Source organism: Paraburkholderia sp. 22098, from assembly GCF_052045935.1.
Taxonomy (GTDB): Bacteria; Pseudomonadota; Gammaproteobacteria; order Burkholderiales; family Burkholderiaceae; genus Paraburkholderia; species Paraburkholderia caledonica.
Genome location: NZ_JBQEPV010000026.1, coordinates 12350 through 29994, shown reverse-complemented (window position 1 = coordinate 29994; position 17645 = coordinate 12350). Strand labels below are relative to the sequence as shown.

The following is a 17645-nucleotide window of genomic DNA, read 5'->3' as shown; positions in this document are numbered from 1 at the left end:
TCTAGCGCGTAATCGGCTTGTAACGCAGACGTTTCGGACGCGCGGCTTCTTCGCCAAGGCGTGCACGCTTGTCCGCTTCGTACTCCTGGTAATTGCCGTCGAAGAACGTAACTTGCGAATCGCCTTCGAACGCAAGAATGTGCGTGGCGATGCGGTCGAGGAACCAGCGATCGTGCGAGATCACCATCACCGAGCCGGCGAATTCCAGCAATGCGTCTTCGAGCGCGCGCAACGTTTCCACGTCGAGGTCGTTCGACGGTTCGTCGAGCAGCAACACGTTGCCGCCCGCGATCAGCGTCTTCGCAAGATGCAAACGGCCGCGCTCGCCGCCTGACAGATTGCCGACGATCTTCTGCTGATCGCCGCCCTTGAAGTTGAAACGGCCGATGTACGCGCGCGACGGCGTTTCATACTTGCCGACCGTCAGCACATCCGCACCGCCGGAGATTTCTTCGAACACGGTCTTCGAAGGGTCCAGTGCGTCGCGGCTTTGATCCACGTAAGCGAGCTTTACCGTCGGGCCCTTCACGATCTCGCCCGAATCGGGTTCTTCGCGGCCGGTGAGCATGCGGAACAGCGTGGACTTACCCGCGCCATTCGGACCGATGATGCCCACGATCGCGCCCGCCGGAATCTTGAAGCTGACGTTATCGAGCAACAAACGGTCGCCATACGACTTGCTGACGTTCTTGAATTCGATCACTTCATTGCCGAGGCGGTCGCCGACCGGAATGAAGATTTCCTGCGTTTCGTTACGCTTCTGGTAGTCCTGGCTGTTCAGTTCCTCGAAACGGGCGATACGCGCTTTCGACTTCGCCTGACGGCCCTTCGGGTTTTGCCGCACCCACTCCAGTTCCTTCTTGATCGCCTTCTGACGCGCCGATTCCGACGACTCTTCCTGCTTCAGGCGTTCTTCTTTCTGATCGAGCCAGCTGCTGTAGTTGCCCTTCCACGGAATACCGTGGCCGCGGTCGAGTTCGAGAATCCACTCAGCCGCGTTATCCAGGAAGTAGCGATCGTGCGTGACCGCGACGACGGTGCCGGGAAAACGCGTGAGGAACTGTTCGAGCCAGTCGACCGATTCGGCGTCGAGGTGGTTGGTCGGCTCATCCAGCAACAGCATGTCGGGCTTTTCGAGCAGCAGCTTGCACAGTGCGACGCGGCGCTTTTCGCCGCCCGACAGGTGCTCGATTTTCGCGTCCCATGCCGGCAGGCGCAGTGCGTCGGCGGCGATTTCGATCTGCTGTTCGGCGCTGCCGCCGTCGGTTGTCGCGAGAATCGCTTCGTACTTGGCCTGCTCGGCAGCCAGCGCGTCGAAGTCGGCGTCGGGCTCCGCGTAGGCCGCGTAGATTTCATCGAGCTTCTTCTGCGCGTTGAACACATCGCCGAGACCTTCCTCAACGGTTTCGCGCACCGTCTTGTTCGGGTCGAGCTGAGGTTCCTGCGGCAGATAGCCGATGTTCAGGTTCGGCATTGGCGTGGCTTCGCCTTCGATGTCCTTGTCCACACCGGCCATGATGCGGATCAGCGTCGACTTGCCCGAGCCGTTCAGGCCGAGCAGGCCGATCTTCGCGCCGGGAAAAAAGGACAGCGAGATGTCTTTCAGGATTTGACGCTTGGGCGGCACGATCTTGCCGACCCGATTCATGGTGAAGACGTATTGGGCCATTTGCTTGCGAGACGTTGGCGACGCCGGCCGCAAGGGGGCGGGCAGTCGCGGGTGGAAAGGTAACCGGTGCCACGGCGTGTTACGGCGACGTCATGGCCGGGCGGAGCGCCCGGCGTTGGCCGGCGCGGTGTCGAGCGCGGTGTCGAGCGCGGTGTCGAGCGCGGTGTCCAGCGCAGTGTTCTGTCACCGACGGCCGCGCGCGGGCCGTGTGCAGATGGCATTGTACTTCGGCATGAGCGCGCGGCGGCGGTGAGGCATGCGCGGTTGCGGGTTGCTGCGAGGCTGTAGGCGGTCTATAGCCAGCTGGCTACGCCGCCGTGTCTCGAGCATGTGCCGCTGTGATGTCGGCTGAAACTGTAGCTGCCGTCGCGGCAGCGCGCCGTCGCGCCTTCAGGCGCCTTGCCCGACAGCGACTTGGCCGGCGCATGGACCGTGTTGCCGTCGCGATTGGTGTAGGTGTTGTGATTGCTGAGGTCGGCTTCGTTTGGCGTCGTACCCGGCGCGACATACGCGAAAGCCGGCGACATGCCGACCAGCAGCGCCGCCACGACTGCAACGCCGCAGCGAGCGGTTTTCAAGCCAATGCATTGCATCATTTTTATGGGTTGTTGTTGTGGCCGCGTCTGTCAGTTCACCCGCCGCCCGCTTGCCGGATCGAAGAAATGCAAGTGCCGGGCGGGCAGCGCGACCTGCAGCGCTTCGCCGGCCGCCGGCCGGTGCGCGTGCGGCAATCGCACTGTCACGTCATGCTTGCCCCACCGTCCGTGCGCGAGATTATCCGCGCCGAGCAACTCGCATGAATCGACGGTGAGCGTTGTATGCGGCGCATCGGCCTGCCCCGGGCTCATGTGTTCGGGACGAATGCCGAGCGTCCACTCGCGTCCTCTGGCGACTTCGCGGCCAATCGACGCGACGCCGGCGAGCGGCAGCTGCGGACCGTTGCCCGCCACATCGAAAGTCGAACCGTCGTCGGACACGCGGCCTTCCAGCAGATTCATGCCAGGCGAACCGATGAAGCCGGCGACGAACACGGTTGCGGGCCGCTCGTAGACTTCGGTTGGCGCGCCGATCTGTTCGGCGTGACCCTTGTTCATCACGATCACACGTTGCGCCAGCGTCATTGCTTCGATCTGATCGTGCGTCACGTAGAGGCTCGTGGTCGCGAGCCGAGCATGCAGCCGCTGGATTTCGAGCCGCATTTGCACGCGCAGACGCGCATCGAGATTGGACAGCGGTTCGTCGAACAGAAACACGGCGGGTTCGCGCACGATCGCGCGGCCCATTGCGACGCGTTGACGCTGTCCGCCCGACAGCTCACGTGGCTTGCGCTGCAGCAGCGGTTCGAGTTCGAGAATTTGCGCGGCGGCGTTCACGCGCTGCGCGATCTGCGCCCGATCGACGCCTGCGATCTTCAGCGCGTAGCCCATGTTTTCCGCCACGCTCATATGCGGATAAAGCGCGTAGTTCTGAAACACCATCGCGATGTTGCGGTCTTTCGGCTCCAGCTCGTTGACCACTTTGCCGGCGATCGAGATGGTGCCTTCGGAGATCCGCTCGAGCCCGGCGACCATCCGCAGCAATGTGGATTTGCCGCAACCCGACGGCCCGACCATCACGACGAACTCGCCGTCGTTCACGTCGACGTCGATGCCATGCAACACAAACTGTTTGCCGTCGTAGGTTTTTTTAACGCCTTGCAGTGTCAGTGCAGCCATGCGGTTTTAGCCCTTCGTTTCGTGTCGTTTATGTGGTGCCTGTGCGGCGTCAGTGCATTGATGCGTTGATGCGCTGGCGAGGCGCTTTCATTTTTCCGCATCTACGAGTCCGCGCACGAACCAGCGTTGCATGGTCAGCACGACGGCGAGCGGCGGCAGCATGGCGAGCAGCGTGGCCGTCGTGACCAGATGCCATTCCGTTGCGGTGTCGCCCGACGCGATCATGCTCTTGATGCCGACCACGGCCGTCGTCAGCGACTGCTGGCTCGTAATCAGAATCGGCCACAAGTATTGATTCCAGCCGTAAATGAACGTGATCACGAACAGCGCCGCCATGTTGGTTTTGGACAGCGGCAGCACGACGTCCCAGAAGAAGCGCATGGCGCCCGCACCGTCGATGCGCGCGGCTTCCATCAACTCATCGGGCAAGGTCATGAAGAACTGACGGAAGAGAAACGTGGCAGTGGCCGAAGCGATCAGCGGCAACGTCAAGCCGCTATAGGTATTGCTGAGGTGCATCGACGATACGACTTGCACGGTCGGAAAAATGCGGACTTCGACCGGCAGCATCAACGTGATGAAGATCAGCCAGAATGACAGATTGCGAAACGGAAAGCGGAAAAACACGATCGCGAAAGCGGAGATCATCGAGACGGCGATCTTGCCGATAGCAATAGCAAGCGCCATGACGAGGCTGTTGAACAGCATGCGGCCGAAGGGCGCCGCCGCGTTCCCGCTGCCGTGCGCCCAGACCGTCGTGACGTTTTCGAAGAGATGCGAACTCGGCACCAGCGAGAGCGGCACGGTGAACACTTCGCGCTCGCTCATGGTCGCCGCGCAGAACGCGACGTACACCGGAAACACCACCAACGCGACGCCGAGTATCAGCACCGCGTGGCAGAAGAGGTCGAAACCGCGGCGGTTTTCGATCATGAGTATTGAACCCTGCGTTCGATAAAGCGGAATTGCACGACCGTCAACGCGACGACGATCACCATCAGAACCACCGACTGCGCGCCGGAACTGCCGATGTCGAGTCCCTGGAAGCCTTCCGCGAAAATCTTGTAGATCAGCGTGCGCGTCGATTGCGCGGGACCGCCGCCGGTCGCTGCGTCGATCACGGGGAACGTGTCGAAAAATGCGTAGGTGATGTTGATGACCAGCAGGAAGAAGCTGGTCGGCGACAGCAGCGGCAGTGCGATGCCGAAGAAGCGTCGCACGGGACCGGCGCCGTCGATGGCCGCGGCTTCGATCAACGAGCGCGGAATCGCCTGCAAGCCCGCATAGAAGAAGAGGAAGTTGTAGCTGACCTGCTTCCACACCGACGCTAGCACGACGAGAAACATCGCCTGTCCCGCATTGAGCGCGTGATTCCACACGATGCCGTACTTTGCGAGCGCGAATGTGACGAGGCCGATACTGGGGTTGAACAGAAACGACCACAACACGGCCGCAATCGCCGGCGCGACCGCATACGGCCAGATCAGCAGCGTCTGATAAGCCTTCGCGCCGCGCGTAACGCGGTCGGCGCAAACGGCCAGCAGCAGCGAAATGACGAGGCCGGAAACGGTGACGAGCGCACAGAAAATCAGCGTCGTGTTGAACGATGACAGGTAGAGCGGATCGGCGAAGAGTTGGCGGAAGTTGGCGAGCCTGACAAATTCGCTCGATGTGCCAAATGCGTCCTGGCTTTGTGTGGATTGCCACAGCGCTTCGCCCGCGGGCCACAGAAAAAACAGCGCGGTGATCGCCAGTTGCGGCGCGACGAGCAGGTAGGGCAGCAGACTGGTGCCGAAGCGGGAGCGCTTTTCCATCGAAGATTCCCAAGGGTTGCTGCAAGCGGGTTTCGACGCGATTGCGTCGAAACCCTGCCGACTGGCTTTATGCTTTTATTGCGCCGGGTTGCGGTTGTTCACCGCTATTGCTGCATGAACCGCATGGTCTACACGAGCTGCGCAGACCGATACTGCGATTAGCTGCCGGCTTTTTCGAAGCGCCGCAGCAACTCGTCGCCACGCGAAACCGCCGAGTCGAGGGCCTGTTGCGGCGTTTTCTTCTCACCCCACACCTGTTCGAGCTCTTCGTCGATGATCGTGCGGATCTGCGGCATGTTGCCCAAACGCAGACCCTTCGTGTACGGCAGGGGCGGCTTGTTGAGCATCTGCTTGATGGCCGTGTCGCTGCCCGGGTTCTTCTCGTAGAAGCCCTGTTGTTGCGTCAACTGATAAGCGGCGGTCGTGACCGGCAGATATCCCGTGTCTTGATGCCACTTGGCGGCAACTGGCGCCGACGACAGATACGACAGGAATTTCGCCACGCCCTTGTAGACAGCCGGGTCTTTGCCCGCCAACACCCACAAGCTCGCACCGCCGATTATCGCGTTCTGCGGCGCGCCCTTCACGTTCGCGTCGTAAGGCATCATGCCGGTGCCGAAGTTGAACTTCGCGTACTTCTTGATGGTGGCAAGCGAGCCCGACGAGTTCGTGATGATCCCGCAATCGCCGCTGTAGAACTTCGAGACGGGTTCGTCCTTGCGGCCAACGTAGGTGAACGAGCCTTCCTTCTGCATGTTCTGCAGGAACTGGATGTGCGCGACCTGCAGCGGCTTGTTGAATTCGAGTTGCGCGTCGGCGCCGTCAAATCCATTGTTCTTCGACGCAAACGGCGCGCCATGCCAGGCGCTGTAGTTCTCCAACTGGATCCAGCTTTGCCAGCCCGATGAATAACCGCACGCCATGCCGGAGGCTTTGAGCTTCTGCGCGTCGACCTGCAACTCGGCCCATGTCTTCGGCGGCTGGTTCGGATCGAGGCCGGCTTTCTTGAACGCGTCCTTGTTGTAGTAGAGAACCGGCGTCGAGCTGTTGAACGGCATCGAGATCAACTGGCCGCTTTTGGCGTCGCTGTAATAGCTTGCGATGGTCGGCACGAACGCTTTCTCGTCGAGCGGCACGCCGGCTTGCTTGAACACTTCCGATACGGGAATGACAGCCTTCTTCGCCTGCATCATGGTCGCGGTGCCGACTTCGTAGACTTGCAGGACGGCTGGCGCGTTGCCGCTGCGGTAAGCGGCGATGCCGGCGGCAAGCGTCTGGTCGTAAGTGCCTTTGAACACCGGCACGATCTTGTAATCGGATTGCGACGCATTGAACGCGTTGGCGATATCGTTCAGACGTTCGCCCAGAGCGGCTTCCATTGCGTGCCAGAACTGGATTTCGGTGGCGGCCTGGGCCGTCTGGCTGGTGGCCATGATGCCCGCGCCCAGCACGGCGGCAGCGGAAAGCGAACGGAACAGCGGCTTCAAACTCATCGATTAGTCTCCTGTGTCGATGGGAGTTAGCGCTTGAGCGCTTACTCCCATCCCATGCAACGCGGTCGATGGGAGTTAGCGCTTGAGCGCTTACTCCCATCCCATGCAACGCGGTCGATGGGAGTTAGCGCTTGAGCGCTTACTCCCATCCCATGCAACGCGGTCGATGGGAGTTAGCGCTTCAGTGCCTACTCCCATCCCATGCAACGCGATCGATAGGAAGGAGTTAGCGCTAAAGCGCCACCTCCCGTCTCGGCAAAGCAGATGCGGAAAAGGGCGCAATTGCGAATCGCGCGATTCTATTTGTGTTCGATGACAGTCCGGCGTCGCTTTTACTGTGACGCCGAATGCCGCAATTTAACATCGCATGTCATGAAATTGAAACATTTGCGGTTGCATCGAATACTCGGCGGGTTGGGGTGAGCCAAGGGTGACACCTGCACCCGCGCACAAACCCGGCGCGCTCAAGATCGACCGCACAGCATTGCCAGCCACTTCCAAAGCCCGCAAAAAAGCACAAAGCCCGCGCGAAGCGGGCTTTGACAGATGTAATACAGGCGGGAGCCGCGCGTAGCGACGCGGCCAAGTATCAGCTGTTAGGCGCTCGAGGAAAGCGCCGCGAGTTACACGTTGAACAGGAAGTTCATCACGTCGCCGTCATGCACGACATATTCCTTACCTTCGGCGCGCATCTTGCCGGCTTCTTTCGCGCCTTGCTCGCCCTTATAGGCGATGTAGTCGTTGAAAGAGATGGTCTGCGCGCGAATAAAGCCGCGCTCGAAGTCCGTGTGGATCGCGCCCGCCGCTTGCGGCGCCGTGTCGCCCACATGAATGGTCCATGCGCGTACTTCCTTCACGCCGGCCGTGAAGTAGGTTTGCAAGCCCAGCAGCTTGAAGCCGGCGCGAATCACGCGGTTCAGGCCCGGCTCTTCCATGCCCATGTCGGCGAGGAACACTTCCATATCGGCTTCGTCGAGGTCGGCAATTTCCGCCTCGATTGCCGCGCAAACGGCGACAACCGGCGCGTTTTCCGACGCCGCGTACTTCGTCACCGCGTCCAGATGCGGATTATTTGTGAAGCCGTTTTCCTTCACGTTCGCGACGTACATCGTCGGCTTTGCCGTGATCAGGCAGAACGGCTTGAGCGTGGCCTTTTCTTCGTCCGACAGATCGAGCGCCCGGACCGGTTTGGCCTGATCCAGTTGCGCACGCACCTTTTCGAGCACCGCGGCGTTCTTGATGGCTTCCTTGTCGTTGCCCGACTTGGCGGCCTTCGAATAACGCGCGAGCGCTTTTTCGACCGTTGCGAGGTCCGCGAGCGCCAGTTCGGTGTTGATGACCTCGATGTCCGACAGCGGATCGATCTTGTTGGCCACGTGAATCACGTTTTCGTCTTCGAAGCAGCGGACAACGTGCGTGATCGCATCGGTTTCGCGGATGTTCGCGAGGAACTGGTTGCCGAGGCCTTCGCCCTTGCTCGCGCCCGCCACCAGACCGGCGATGTCCACGAATTCGACGACGGCCGGCAGAATGCGCTCGGGTTTGACGATTTCGGCGAGCGCCTTCAGGCGCGCATCCGGCACTTCGACAATGCCGACGTTCGGCTCAATCGTGCAGAACGGGTAATTTTCGGCGGCGATGCCCGCCTTGGTCAGCGCGTTGAACAGAGTGGACTTGCCGACGTTAGGCAAGCCGACGATGCCGCATTTGAGGCTCATGGAAATCCTTCAGTAATTCAGTAAATTGCGTGATGCGCTCGACGCTGTGTGCAGGATTCGGGAAGCCTTCGCGTTTGGCGGCAAAGGGAACGCAGCGGAGCGGGACGCGACGCCAGAGCGGGTGTTGCCTCGACGATTCTGGGCGAGTTCTGTCACGGAAAACGCAATTGTAACCCGTTCCAATCAGCTTCTTGACGTGGCTTCAGAAAGCTGCGCGCCCGATCCGTCCCTCGCAACCCCGCAGCTATAATGCGCGGATGAACGCACACCATCAGACTTTCGATGCCGCCGTGATCGGCGGTGGGCTGGTCGGCAAGACCGCGGCGCTTGCGCTCACGCAAGGCGGATTGCGCGTCGCGCTGCTCGCGCAGCCCTGCGCGCCGCTCGCCGCCGGCGCTTCGTTCGACTCGCGGGTGTATGCGTTGTCGTCGAGTTCGCAGGCGTTGCTCGAGCGCTTGCGCGTCTGGCAGGCGCTCGACTTGTCGCGGCTCGGTCCCGTCTACGACATGCGCGTCTACGGCGACGCCCACGCCGAACTGCATTTCTCCGCGTTTCAGGCTTCGGTGCCGCAACTGGCGTGGATAGTCGAGTCATCGGTGATCGAGCGCGCGCTCGATGCGGCGCTGCGCTTCCAGCCTAACCTCACGTGGATCGACAGCCGCGCGCAAGCGCTCGATTTCACCGCCGACAGCGCGAGCGTCGGTCTTGCGAACGGCAGCGTGCTCGCGGCGGATCTGCTCGTCGGCGCAGACGGCGCGCATTCATGGGTGCGCGCGCAGATCGGGTCGAAGATGAACCGGCGCGACTACCGGCAGACTGGCGTCGTCGCGAACTTCAAGGCCGAGAAACCGCACGGCGAGACCGCTTATCAATGGTTCAAGGACGGCGAGATCATCGCGCTGCTGCCGATGCCTGACGGTCACGTGTCGCTCGTGTGGTCGGCGCGCACGGAGCACGCCGAGCGGCTGATCGCGCTCGATCCGGCACAGCTCGCAGCAGAAGTGGAGCGCGTGACGGGCGGCCAGCTCGGCGGCCTCGACTGCGTGACGCCGGCACAGGGATTTCCGCTCGCGTTGCAAATTGTCGATCGCCTGGTGGCGCCGCGCGTCGCGCTGGTCGGCGACGCCGCGCATCTGATCCATCCGCTTGCCGGGCAGGGCATGAACCTCGGTCTGCGCGACGTCGCCGCGCTTGCCGATGTCGTCGCAGGCAAGGAGTCGTTTCGCGATCTCGGCGACATGGTCCTGCTGCGGCGCTACGAACGCGCGCGCCGCGAAGACATTCGTGCGCTGATGATCGCCACCGACGGTCTGCAAAAACTGTTTTCCGTGCCCGGCCCGCTGGCCAAGATCGTGCGCAATAGCGGCATGGCTTTCGTCGGTGCGCAGCCGTTCATCAAGCGCTGGCTCGTGTCGGCCGCGCTCGGCTGAAAGGCGGGCCGCATTACGGCTTCTACCCGACTCTAACCCGGCTCTAACCCGGCGCGGCATGCCGAACCGGTGAGACAGGTATCATGAACGCACAGTTGCTGCGGCCTTCCCAAGCAAAGGAGGGCAACGGCATGAACGCACAACGCGCGCAGCGCGCGATTGAATCAGGAATTCAGCATGAAACGAACCTTCCGCATGGCGACCGCCATGCTTGCGATTGCCGCTGTCACCATCGGCTGCTCCGCGCAAGCCGACCAGTCCACCGACAAACTCAAGGCCACGTTGCAAACGCGTCTCGCGGACGTGACGATCAAGAGCGTGACCAAGTCGCCGATTGCCGGCTTGTATGAAGTGAACCTCGGCAGCCAGATCGTGTACAGCGACGCCAACGGCGACTACGTGCTGCTCGGCGACATGGTCGACACGAAGACGCGCAAGAATCTGACCGAAGCGCGCCTGTCGGAAACCAACCGCATCGACTTCGCGAGCCTGCCTTTCGCCAACGCGGTGAAGGTCGTGAAGGGCAACGGATCGCGCAAGATCGCGGTGTTCTCCGACCCGAACTGCCCGTACTGCAAGCAGCTCGAAACCACGCTGAAGTCGATCGACAACGTGACGGTCTACACGTTCCTGTACCCGGTTTTGTCGCCGGATTCGACCGCCAAGTCGAAGTCGATCTGGTGCTCGACTGATCGCGCGAAGGCGTGGGAATCGTGGATGCAAGACCATCAGGCGCCCACGGCCGCCGGCACTTGTGACACCGCCGCGATCGACAAGAATCTCGCGCTGGGACATGCGATGAACGTGGAAGGCACGCCTACCGTGTTCCTCGCCGACGGCCGCCGCCTGCCGGGCGCGGTGCCGGCCGACCGGCTCGACAAGGAAATGGCAGCGGTGCACTGACACACGCGGCACTGACCACACCGAAGGAGGCGCAAATGGCGCCTCCTTTCGCATCAAGCCCCCAACAATCAGCCAAAACCACCAATCGCCGCCGATGAAGCCGATCCGCTACACCATCGTTCCCAAGCAACCCGCCGCTCACCTGTTCGAAGTCACCGTCACCGTTGCCGATCCCGATCTGGCCGGCCAGCGTTTCATGCTGCCGGTATGGATTCCGGGCAGCTACATGGTCCGCGAGTTCGCGCGCAACATCGTGACGTTGCGCGCTTTCAACGACGCGGGCCGCAAGGTGCGTGTCGAGAAAACGGACAAGCACACGTGGCAGGCGGCGCCGGTAAAAGGCGCGCTCACGCTGCGCTACGAGGTCTATGCGTGGGATCTGTCGGTGCGCGCCGCGCATCTGGACGACACCACGGGTTTTTTCAACGGTACGAGCGTGTTCCTGGCGCCGCTCGGCCACGAGGAAGCGCAGTGCGTGGTCGATATCCAGAAACCGGAGGGCGCGGCGTATCGCAACTGGCGCGTCGCGACGGCGCTGCCGGAAGCGCGCGGCACGAAGCGTTATGGCTTCGGGGAATATCGCGCGCAGAACTACGATGAGCTGATCGATCATCCGGTCACGCTCGGCCGATTCGAATTGGCGACATTCAACGCGCACGGTGTGCCGCACGACGTCGTGATCGCGGGGCGCGTGATCGGGCTGGACATGGCGCGGCTCAGCGCCGACCTGAAGCGCATTTGCGAAGCGCAAATCGCGCTCTTCGAGCCGAAGTCGAAGAAGGCGCCCGTGGATCGCTATGTGTTCATGACGCAAGCTGTCACGGACGGTTACGGCGGCCTCGAACACCGCGCGTCGACGGCGCTGATCTGCAATCGAGGCGATCTGCCCGTGCAAGGCCGCGATTCCCTGACGGAAGGCTATCGGACCTACCTCGGCCTGTGCAGCCACGAATACTTTCACACGTGGAACGTGAAGCGGATCAAGCCCGCGGTCTTTGCGCCGTATGACCTTTCCGTCGAGAACTACACGTCGCTGTTGTGGCTGTTCGAAGGCTTCACCTCTTACTACGACGACCTGATTCTCGTGCGCAGCGGCCTGATTTCAGTCGACGATTATCTCGGCCTGCTCGGCAAGGTGATCGGCGGCGTGCAGCGCGGCAGCGGGCGACTGAAGCAGAGCGTCGCGGAAAGCTCGTTCGACGCCTGGGTCAAATACTACCGGCAGGACGAGAACGCGCCGAATGCCATCGTCAGCTATTACACGAAGGGCTCGCTCGTTGCGCTTGCGTTCGACCTGGCGATCCGCGCGCAGACCAACAATCGCAAGTCGCTCGACGACGTGATGCGTCTGCTGTGGCAGCGCTTTGGCCGCGATTTTTACCGCGGCAAGCCGGTGGGCGTCGACGAACGCGAGGTCGAAGCGCTGTTTGCGGAAGCGACCGGCGTGCACCTGGGCGAGCTGTTTGCGGAAGCGGTGCATGGCACGCGCGATTTGCCGCTCGAAACACTGTTGGAACCGTTCGGCGTCACGCTCGCGCCGGAAATCGACAAGAGCGGCAAACCGTCGCTCGGCGTGCGGGTGCGCGGCGGCGCGGACTGTACGCTGACGGCTGTCCACGAAGGCAGCGCCGCGCAGAAAGCGGGGCTCTCGGCCGGCGACGTGCTGATCGCGCTCGACGGCCTGCGCGTGACGGGCTCGAATCTGGACACACTGCTCGCACGCTATCAGCCGGGGGCGAAAGTGGAAGTTCACGCATTCCGCCGCGACGAGTTGCGCACCGCGCAGCTCAAGCTGGAAGGGCCTGAAGTGTCACGCTACAAGCTCACCGTCGCCGACCAGCGACCCGCCCCCCGCAAGGCGCGCGAGCGCTGGCTGACAAGCTGATCGTAATCCGCGCCGACGTCAATTCGCGTCGGCAGGCGGCGGATTGTTCTACCACTGCAACAATCCGTCGCTGCCGGACGGCTTTTTCCCGGATCGGTAAAAAAACACAATGGCTCCACTCGCGCAACACAGCGCGCCCCCCACTGGAGTCAACCATGACCACGATCCTGCAAATCAACTCGGCAGCCCGCTCGCAAGGCGCGAACTCGACGCTGCTCCTCAACGAGCTGACCGAAAAGCTGCAACAATCGAATCCGGGCGCGCAAGTCGTCGTCCGTAACCTGCAAGCCGAACCGCTGCCGCATCTGGACGACGCCATTCTGGGCGCGTTTTTTACGCCGGCTGATCAGCGTACCCCCGAGCAAGCCGCGATCGCCGCGCGCAGCGAAGCGCTGATCGCAGAACTGCAAGCCGCCGACATCATCGTGATCGGCGCGCCGATGTACAACTTCGGCATTTCGTCGCAACTGAAGACCTATTTCGACTTCATCGCCCGCGCCGGCATCACGTTCCGCTACACCGCCAACGGCCCCGAAGGTCTCGTGACGGGCAAGAAGGTCTACGTCGTTTCGGCCCGCGGCGGCAAGTACGTGGGCACGCCGAACGAGAGCCAGACGCCGTATCTGAAGAGCTTCCTTGGCTTCATCGGCATGACGGATGTCAACTTCATTTACGCCGAAGGTCTGAATATGGGCCCGGACGCAGCGGGCGCGGCGCTGGCTGCGGCGCGCGAAGCGATCGCGGCTGCTTGAGCCGGCTGACGAGTTCGCGGCCCAGGTTCGCTGCCTGGTTCGCGACTTGTGGCTTGCTGCTGAGGTTCGCAAGTTAAGCCGATTGCGAGCGTTGAAAACTGGAACGCCACGGAAATAGATTCCGTGGCGTTTTTGTTTTTTGCCGCTGGTTCTGCCCCGGTTTGCAGACAGGAGCCGCTAAGCCAGCATTTGCGCTTCGTCGGGCAGGCGCCAGTCGATCGGTTGGCGGCCATGCTCCACGAGATACTCGTTTGCCTTCGCGAAATGTCCGCAGCCGAGAAAGCCGCGATGCGCGGACAACGGCGAAGGATGGGGCGCCTCCAGCACGTAATGCGACTTGCCGCCGAGCAGCGCGCGCTTCGCCTGCGCATGTGCGCCCCACAGCATGAACACGAGACCGTCGTGACGCATCGCGAGTTCGTGAATCAGCAAGTCTGTGCATTTTTCCCAGCCGCGCTTCGCGTGGCTGGCGGCTGAGTCGCGCTCCACGGTCAGCACCGTGTTCAGCAGCAGCACGCCTTGCTTCGCCCACGTGTCGAGGCAACCGTGACAGGGCGGTTCGTGGCCGAGGCTTGCCGCAATTTCCTTGAAAATGTTTCGCAGCGACGGCGGTATGCGCACGTTCGGCGCGACTGAAAATGCGAGCCCATGAGCTTGCGGTGTGCCGCGATCCTCGCCGTGATACGGGTCCTGGCCGAGAATCACGACCTTCACTTCATCGGGGCTCGTAAGCCGCAGCGCGCGGAACACGTCGGTGGGATAAACGGTTTTGCCGGCCGCGCGCTCACCGTCGACGAAACGGCAGAGCGGCGCGTAGGCATCGCTTTCAATGAAAGACTTCAGGTGCGCTCGCCATTCGGCCGGTAGCGCGGCGAACTGCTCTTCGAGCGTGGGCGGCGTGCCGGCTGCTTGCTGGGATTGCGGCTGCGGCTCGGCGGAAATAGTGCCGGCCGGCGCTGCGGCGTCGCCGAATAACGATGCTTGTGACGGCGCGGAGCGGGGGCGGGATGCAGTAGTCATGGCGCAGAAGTGTCGCAGCAAACGCGGTGTGACTCAAGCCGAGGCGGCGGCGCGCACTGTAAGCGGCTAGAACGCGCGGCGATGAACCCGCGCTCAGCCCGCGCGCAATTGATAGCCGCGCTGCGCCTTGCTGATGTTTTCGGGCGCGAGGCCGGCGATCTGCTTGCCGAGTTCGCTCGAAAGCGCGTGCAGCGCGGCTTCGTCGCCGGACTTCAGTTCGAGTTCGATTTCCGAAATAGGCGCGCGGCGCAATTCGCCGTTCACTTCGGCCAGCACGTTGCCCTGGTCGATTGCGGCTTCAACCTCGGAGCCGTCGACGTTCACTTGCCACAGCGTGCGTGTGAAGTCCGTGCGAAACAGTTCGATCAGTTGCGGCGCAGCTTCGCGCAACGCTTGCGCGGCGGCGGGCTCGTCGCACTCGCGCAGCAACGCGTCAATTTCGAGCGCTTCGCCCGCGACGGGCATTTCCCATTCGTGACGGCTGTGCAAGCCGTTTGCCGCACTGCCTACCGTCTTGAACGTCTGCAGCCAGCCGTCGGGTGTATGGCGCAGGCGCAACGCGCTCTTCGAGGCTGCCAGCGTGAGTTGCGGCGTGTCGAAGTAGATATTCGACAGCTTGATCGCGCGGCCCTCGTTGCCAGTGCGCGCGACGAACCACTGCCCGGCCGCTTTCACTTGCGCGGCCGGCAGCAGCAACTTGATCTCGCGTTCCATGGCCATGTCGTGCTCCGCTGTGTGTGCGTTACATGAGCTGCGGTGTGCTCACGCCGCGCCCGGGAAGAACATGCGAGCAAGCTCCACGCCCGGCTCGTCCGCGCGCATGAATGCCTCGCCGACGAGGAACGTGTTCACGTCCATCGCGCGCAGCCTTTCGACATCGACGCGCGACAGAATGCCCGATTCCGTTACCACGATGCGGTCGTCGGGAATCGCTTCGAGCATGCCGATGGTGTTTTCGATCGACGTCTCGAAAGTGCGCAGATTGCGATTGTTGACGCCGATCAGCGGCGTTTTCAGCGTGAGCGCCTGCATCAGCTCGTCGCTGTCGTGCACTTCGACGAGCACCGCGAGGCCGAGCGAATGCGCAAGCGCTTCGAGGTCCTGCATCTCAGAAGTTTCCAGCGCGGCGGCGATCAATAGAATCGCGTCGGCGCCCATCGCGCGTGCTTCGACAATCTGGTACGGATCGACGATGAAGTCTTTGCGCAGCACCGGCAACTGGCACGCGGCGCGCGCCTGCTCCAGATACGCGACGCTGCCCTGAAAGAACTGCACGTCGGTCAATACCGACAGACAGGCCGCGCCGTGAGTTTCATACGAACGCGCGATTTGCGCAGGGACGAAGTTCTCGCGCAGAACGCCTTTGGACGGGCTCGCTTTCTTCACCTCGGCGATCACTGCGGCGAGACCGGCCGCATGTTTTGCGCGCAGAGCGCCGACGAAATCGCGAATATCGCGCGACGACGCTTCGAGGCGCAGCTCTTCGAGCGGCGCGCTTTGTTCAGCGGCGCGGACTTCTTCGCGTTTGACCGCGATGATACGGTCGAGGATGTCGCTCATATGAATCTCGCTACGTTGGTTGCTGCGTGATTAGTGCTTGAATTGCTGCGTGAAGCGGATCAGTTCGTCGACTTTTGCGCGAGCCTTGCCGCTGGCGATGGCTTCGCGCGCAAGCTCGATGCCGTTCGCGATCGACGACGCCACATTCGCCGAGTACAGCGCCGTGCCCGCGTTCAGCGTAACGATCTCGCGCGCGACGCCCGGCTTGTTGTCGAGCGCTTCGAGCAGCATTGCTTTCGATTCCGTGGCGTCCGCCACTTTCAACGTTCGATTCGACACCATCTGCATGCCGAAGTCTTCCGGATGGATCTCGTACTCGCGCACTTCGCCGTCACGCAACTCGCCGACTTGCGTGGCCGCGCCGAGCGACACTTCGTCCATGCCGTCCATACCGTACACCACGAGCACGTGCTTTGCGCCGAGGCGCTGCATCACGCGAACCTGAATGCCGACCAGGTCCGCATGGAACACGCCCATCAGCTGATTCGGCGCGCCGGCCGGATTCGTCAGCGGACCCAGAATGTTGAAGATGGTCCGCACGCCGAGTTCACGGCGCACCGGCGCGATGTTTTTCATGGCCGGGTGATGATTCGGCGCGAACATGAAACCCATGCCGGTTTCGGCAATCGACGCTGCGACTTGTTCCGGCTGCAGGTCGATATTCACGCCGAGCGCTTCGAGCACATCTGCGCTGCCCGACTTGCTCGACACGCCGCGATTGCCGTGCTTCGCGACTTTCGCGCCGGCTGCGGCGGACACGAACATTGTCGCCGTCGAGATATTGAAGGTATGCGAACCGTCTCCGCCGGTGCCGACGATATCGACGAAGTTCGAGTTGTCCTGCACCTCTACGTGCCGGGCAAATTCACGCATCACCGTGGCGGCGGCGGTGATTTCGCCGATGGTCTCTTTTTTGACGCGCAAGCCGGTAATGATCGCGGCCGCCATGACCGGCGAAAGTTCGCCGCGCATGATGAGCCGCATCAGATGCAGCATTTCGTCGTGGAAAATCTCGCGGTGCTCGATGGTCCGTTGCAGCGCTTCTTGCGGCGTGATTGTCATGATGGTATCTCGCTTCATCAGGCGGTGCGTTGGGCCGGCTTCGCTTTTGACTGCTTCACGAAGTTCTCGAGCAGCGCGTGGCCGTGTTCGGAAAGAATCGATTCCGGATGGAACTGCACGCCTTCGACGGCCAGTTCCTTATGACGCACGCCCATGATTTCGCCGTCTTCGGTCCATGCCGACACTTCGAGACAGTCCGGCAGCGATTCGCGTTCGATCGCGAGCGAGTGGTAGCGGGTCACGACGAAATGCTTCGGCAAATCCGCGAACACGCCTTTGCAATCGGTCTCGATCGTGCTGACCTTGCCGTGCATGATGGTTTGAGCGCGCACGACGCGGCCGCCGAACGCTTCGCCGATCGCCTGATGGCCGAGGCACACGCCGAGAATCGGCGTCTTGCCCGAGAACTCGCGCAGCACGTCGAGCGTGATGCCGGCGTGTTGCGGATTGCTCGGGCCGGGCGACAGGCAGATGCGCTCGGGGTTGAGCTTCGCGATTTCGTCCAGCGTGATTTCGTCGTTCCGATAGGTGCGCACGTCTTCGCCGAGTTCGCCGAAGTACTGCACCAGGTTGTAAGTGAACGAGTCGTAGTTGTCGATCATGAGCAGCATGGTGTGTCTCCGG

Annotated in this window: 16 protein-coding genes; 4 read left to right on the top strand and 12 right to left on the bottom strand. The window is 62.1% G+C overall.

Annotated features, from left to right (window positions below; genetic code table 11):
• Position 1 precedes the first annotated feature (1 nt).
• The 7 genes from ettA to ychF form a co-directional block, all read right to left on the bottom strand.
• Entirely contained in the window at positions 2-1669 is a 1668-nt protein-coding gene (gene ettA / locus ACTJLB_RS31905) for an energy-dependent translational throttle protein EttA (protein ID WP_020070684.1), read from the bottom strand.
• Between the two features lie 293 nt (positions 1670-1962).
• On the bottom strand, positions 1963-2262 hold the full coding sequence (locus ACTJLB_RS31900) for a DUF3761 domain-containing protein (protein ID WP_408174229.1): 300 nt from the start codon (positions 2260-2262) through the stop codon (positions 1963-1965).
• 33 nt (positions 2263-2295) lie between these two features.
• The gene (locus ACTJLB_RS31895; protein WP_440785618.1) at positions 2296-3384 is read right to left on the bottom strand and encodes a sn-glycerol-3-phosphate import ATP-binding protein UgpC; all 1089 of its coding nucleotides are present in this window, start codon (positions 3382-3384) and stop codon (positions 2296-2298) included.
• Positions 3385-3471: 87 nt separating this feature from the next.
• The gene (gene ugpE / locus ACTJLB_RS31890) at positions 3472-4317 is read right to left on the bottom strand and encodes a sn-glycerol-3-phosphate ABC transporter permease UgpE (RefSeq protein ID WP_440785617.1); all 846 of its coding nucleotides are present in this window, start codon (positions 4315-4317) and stop codon (positions 3472-3474) included.
• Positions 4314-5198: a sn-glycerol-3-phosphate ABC transporter permease UgpA gene (gene ugpA, locus ACTJLB_RS31885; protein WP_440785616.1), complete on the bottom strand. Its 885-nt coding sequence runs from the start codon at positions 5196-5198 to the stop codon at positions 4314-4316. The genes ugpE and ugpA overlap by 4 nt, the downstream gene beginning before the upstream one ends.
• Before the next feature lie 158 nt (positions 5199-5356).
• Positions 5357-6691, bottom strand: a complete 1335-nt coding sequence (gene ugpB / locus ACTJLB_RS31880; RefSeq protein ID WP_440785615.1) for a sn-glycerol-3-phosphate ABC transporter substrate-binding protein UgpB — start codon at positions 6689-6691, stop codon at positions 5357-5359.
• Positions 6692-7314: 623 nt separating this feature from the next.
• A complete protein-coding gene (gene ychF / locus ACTJLB_RS31875; RefSeq protein ID WP_440785614.1) occupies positions 7315-8409 on the bottom strand; it encodes a redox-regulated ATPase YchF in 1095 nt (364 codons plus the stop codon).
• Between the two features lie 257 nt (positions 8410-8666).
• Here ychF and ACTJLB_RS31870 point away from each other — a divergent pair, with 257 nt between their 5' ends.
• From ACTJLB_RS31870 to ACTJLB_RS31855, 4 genes are all read left to right on the top strand, one after another.
• Positions 8667-9839, top strand: coding sequence for a UbiH/UbiF family hydroxylase (locus ACTJLB_RS31870; RefSeq protein ID WP_440785613.1), 1173 nt, complete (start codon positions 8667-8669; stop codon positions 9837-9839).
• 177 nt (positions 9840-10016) lie between these two features.
• Positions 10017-10742, top strand: a complete 726-nt coding sequence (locus ACTJLB_RS31865) for a DsbC family protein (RefSeq protein WP_087754940.1) — start codon at positions 10017-10019, stop codon at positions 10740-10742.
• A gap of 94 nt (positions 10743-10836) precedes the next feature.
• The gene (locus ACTJLB_RS31860; protein WP_440785612.1) at positions 10837-12627 is read left to right on the top strand and encodes a M61 family metallopeptidase; all 1791 of its coding nucleotides are present in this window, start codon (positions 10837-10839) and stop codon (positions 12625-12627) included.
• A gap of 155 nt (positions 12628-12782) precedes the next feature.
• Positions 12783-13379 (top strand): FMN-dependent NADH-azoreductase, encoded by a 597-nt coding sequence (locus ACTJLB_RS31855; protein ID WP_020070694.1) that lies wholly within the window; start codon positions 12783-12785, stop codon positions 13377-13379.
• 177 nt (positions 13380-13556) lie between these two features.
• On the opposite strand, the gene ACTJLB_RS31850 is transcribed toward ACTJLB_RS31855, so the two are convergent.
• The 5 genes from ACTJLB_RS31850 to ACTJLB_RS31830 all read right to left on the bottom strand — a co-directional run bounded on the left by ACTJLB_RS31850 (position 13557) and on the right by ACTJLB_RS31830 (position 17632).
• Complete coding sequence (locus ACTJLB_RS31850; RefSeq protein ID WP_440785611.1) at positions 13557-14399, bottom strand: uracil-DNA glycosylase; 843 nt, start codon at positions 14397-14399, stop codon at positions 13557-13559.
• A gap of 93 nt (positions 14400-14492) precedes the next feature.
• A complete protein-coding gene (locus ACTJLB_RS31845; protein ID WP_020070696.1) occupies positions 14493-15119 on the bottom strand; it encodes a CYTH domain-containing protein in 627 nt (208 codons plus the stop codon).
• A gap of 42 nt (positions 15120-15161) precedes the next feature.
• On the bottom strand, positions 15162-15959 hold the full coding sequence (gene trpC / locus ACTJLB_RS31840) for an indole-3-glycerol phosphate synthase TrpC (protein WP_408193456.1): 798 nt from the start codon (positions 15957-15959) through the stop codon (positions 15162-15164).
• A gap of 30 nt (positions 15960-15989) precedes the next feature.
• Positions 15990-17021 (bottom strand): anthranilate phosphoribosyltransferase, encoded by a 1032-nt coding sequence (gene trpD / locus ACTJLB_RS31835; RefSeq protein ID WP_027779424.1) that lies wholly within the window; start codon positions 17019-17021, stop codon positions 15990-15992.
• Between the two features lie 17 nt (positions 17022-17038).
• Complete coding sequence (locus ACTJLB_RS31830; RefSeq protein ID WP_020070699.1) at positions 17039-17632, bottom strand: aminodeoxychorismate/anthranilate synthase component II; 594 nt, start codon at positions 17630-17632, stop codon at positions 17039-17041.
• Between the last annotated feature and the right edge of the window lie 13 nt (positions 17633-17645).

Coding starts and splice junctions, on each gene's coding strand:
- ettA (WP_020070684.1), bottom strand. CDS start 1,669: ATGGCCCAATACGTCTTCACCATGAATCGGGTCGGCAAGATCGTGCCG.
- ACTJLB_RS31855 (WP_020070694.1), top strand. CDS start 12,783: ATGACCACGATCCTGCAAATCAACTCGGCAGCCCGCTCGCAAGGCGCG.
- ychF (WP_440785614.1), bottom strand. CDS start 8,409: ATGAGCCTCAAATGCGGCATCGTCGGCTTGCCTAACGTCGGCAAGTCC.
- ACTJLB_RS31865 (WP_087754940.1), top strand. CDS start 10,017: ATGAAACGAACCTTCCGCATGGCGACCGCCATGCTTGCGATTGCCGCT.
- ugpB (WP_440785615.1), bottom strand. CDS start 6,691: ATGAGTTTGAAGCCGCTGTTCCGTTCGCTTTCCGCTGCCGCCGTGCTG.
- trpD (WP_027779424.1), bottom strand. CDS start 17,021: ATGACAATCACGCCGCAAGAAGCGCTGCAACGGACCATCGAGCACCGC.
- trpC (WP_408193456.1), bottom strand. CDS start 15,959: ATGAGCGACATCCTCGACCGTATCATCGCGGTCAAACGCGAAGAAGTC.
- ACTJLB_RS31870 (WP_440785613.1), top strand. CDS start 8,667: ATGAACGCACACCATCAGACTTTCGATGCCGCCGTGATCGGCGGTGGG.
- ACTJLB_RS31845 (WP_020070696.1), bottom strand. CDS start 15,119: ATGGCCATGGAACGCGAGATCAAGTTGCTGCTGCCGGCCGCGCAAGTG.
- ACTJLB_RS31900 (WP_408174229.1), bottom strand. CDS start 2,262: ATGCAATGCATTGGCTTGAAAACCGCTCGCTGCGGCGTTGCAGTCGTG.
- ugpA (WP_440785616.1), bottom strand. CDS start 5,198: ATGGAAAAGCGCTCCCGCTTCGGCACCAGTCTGCTGCCCTACCTGCTC.
- ACTJLB_RS31895 (WP_440785618.1), bottom strand. CDS start 3,384: ATGGCTGCACTGACACTGCAAGGCGTTAAAAAAACCTACGACGGCAAA.
- ACTJLB_RS31860 (WP_440785612.1), top strand. CDS start 10,837: ATGAAGCCGATCCGCTACACCATCGTTCCCAAGCAACCCGCCGCTCAC.
- ugpE (WP_440785617.1), bottom strand. CDS start 4,317: ATGATCGAAAACCGCCGCGGTTTCGACCTCTTCTGCCACGCGGTGCTG.
- ACTJLB_RS31850 (WP_440785611.1), bottom strand. CDS start 14,399: ATGACTACTGCATCCCGCCCCCGCTCCGCGCCGTCACAAGCATCGTTA.
- ACTJLB_RS31830 (WP_020070699.1), bottom strand. CDS start 17,632: ATGCTGCTCATGATCGACAACTACGACTCGTTCACTTACAACCTGGTG.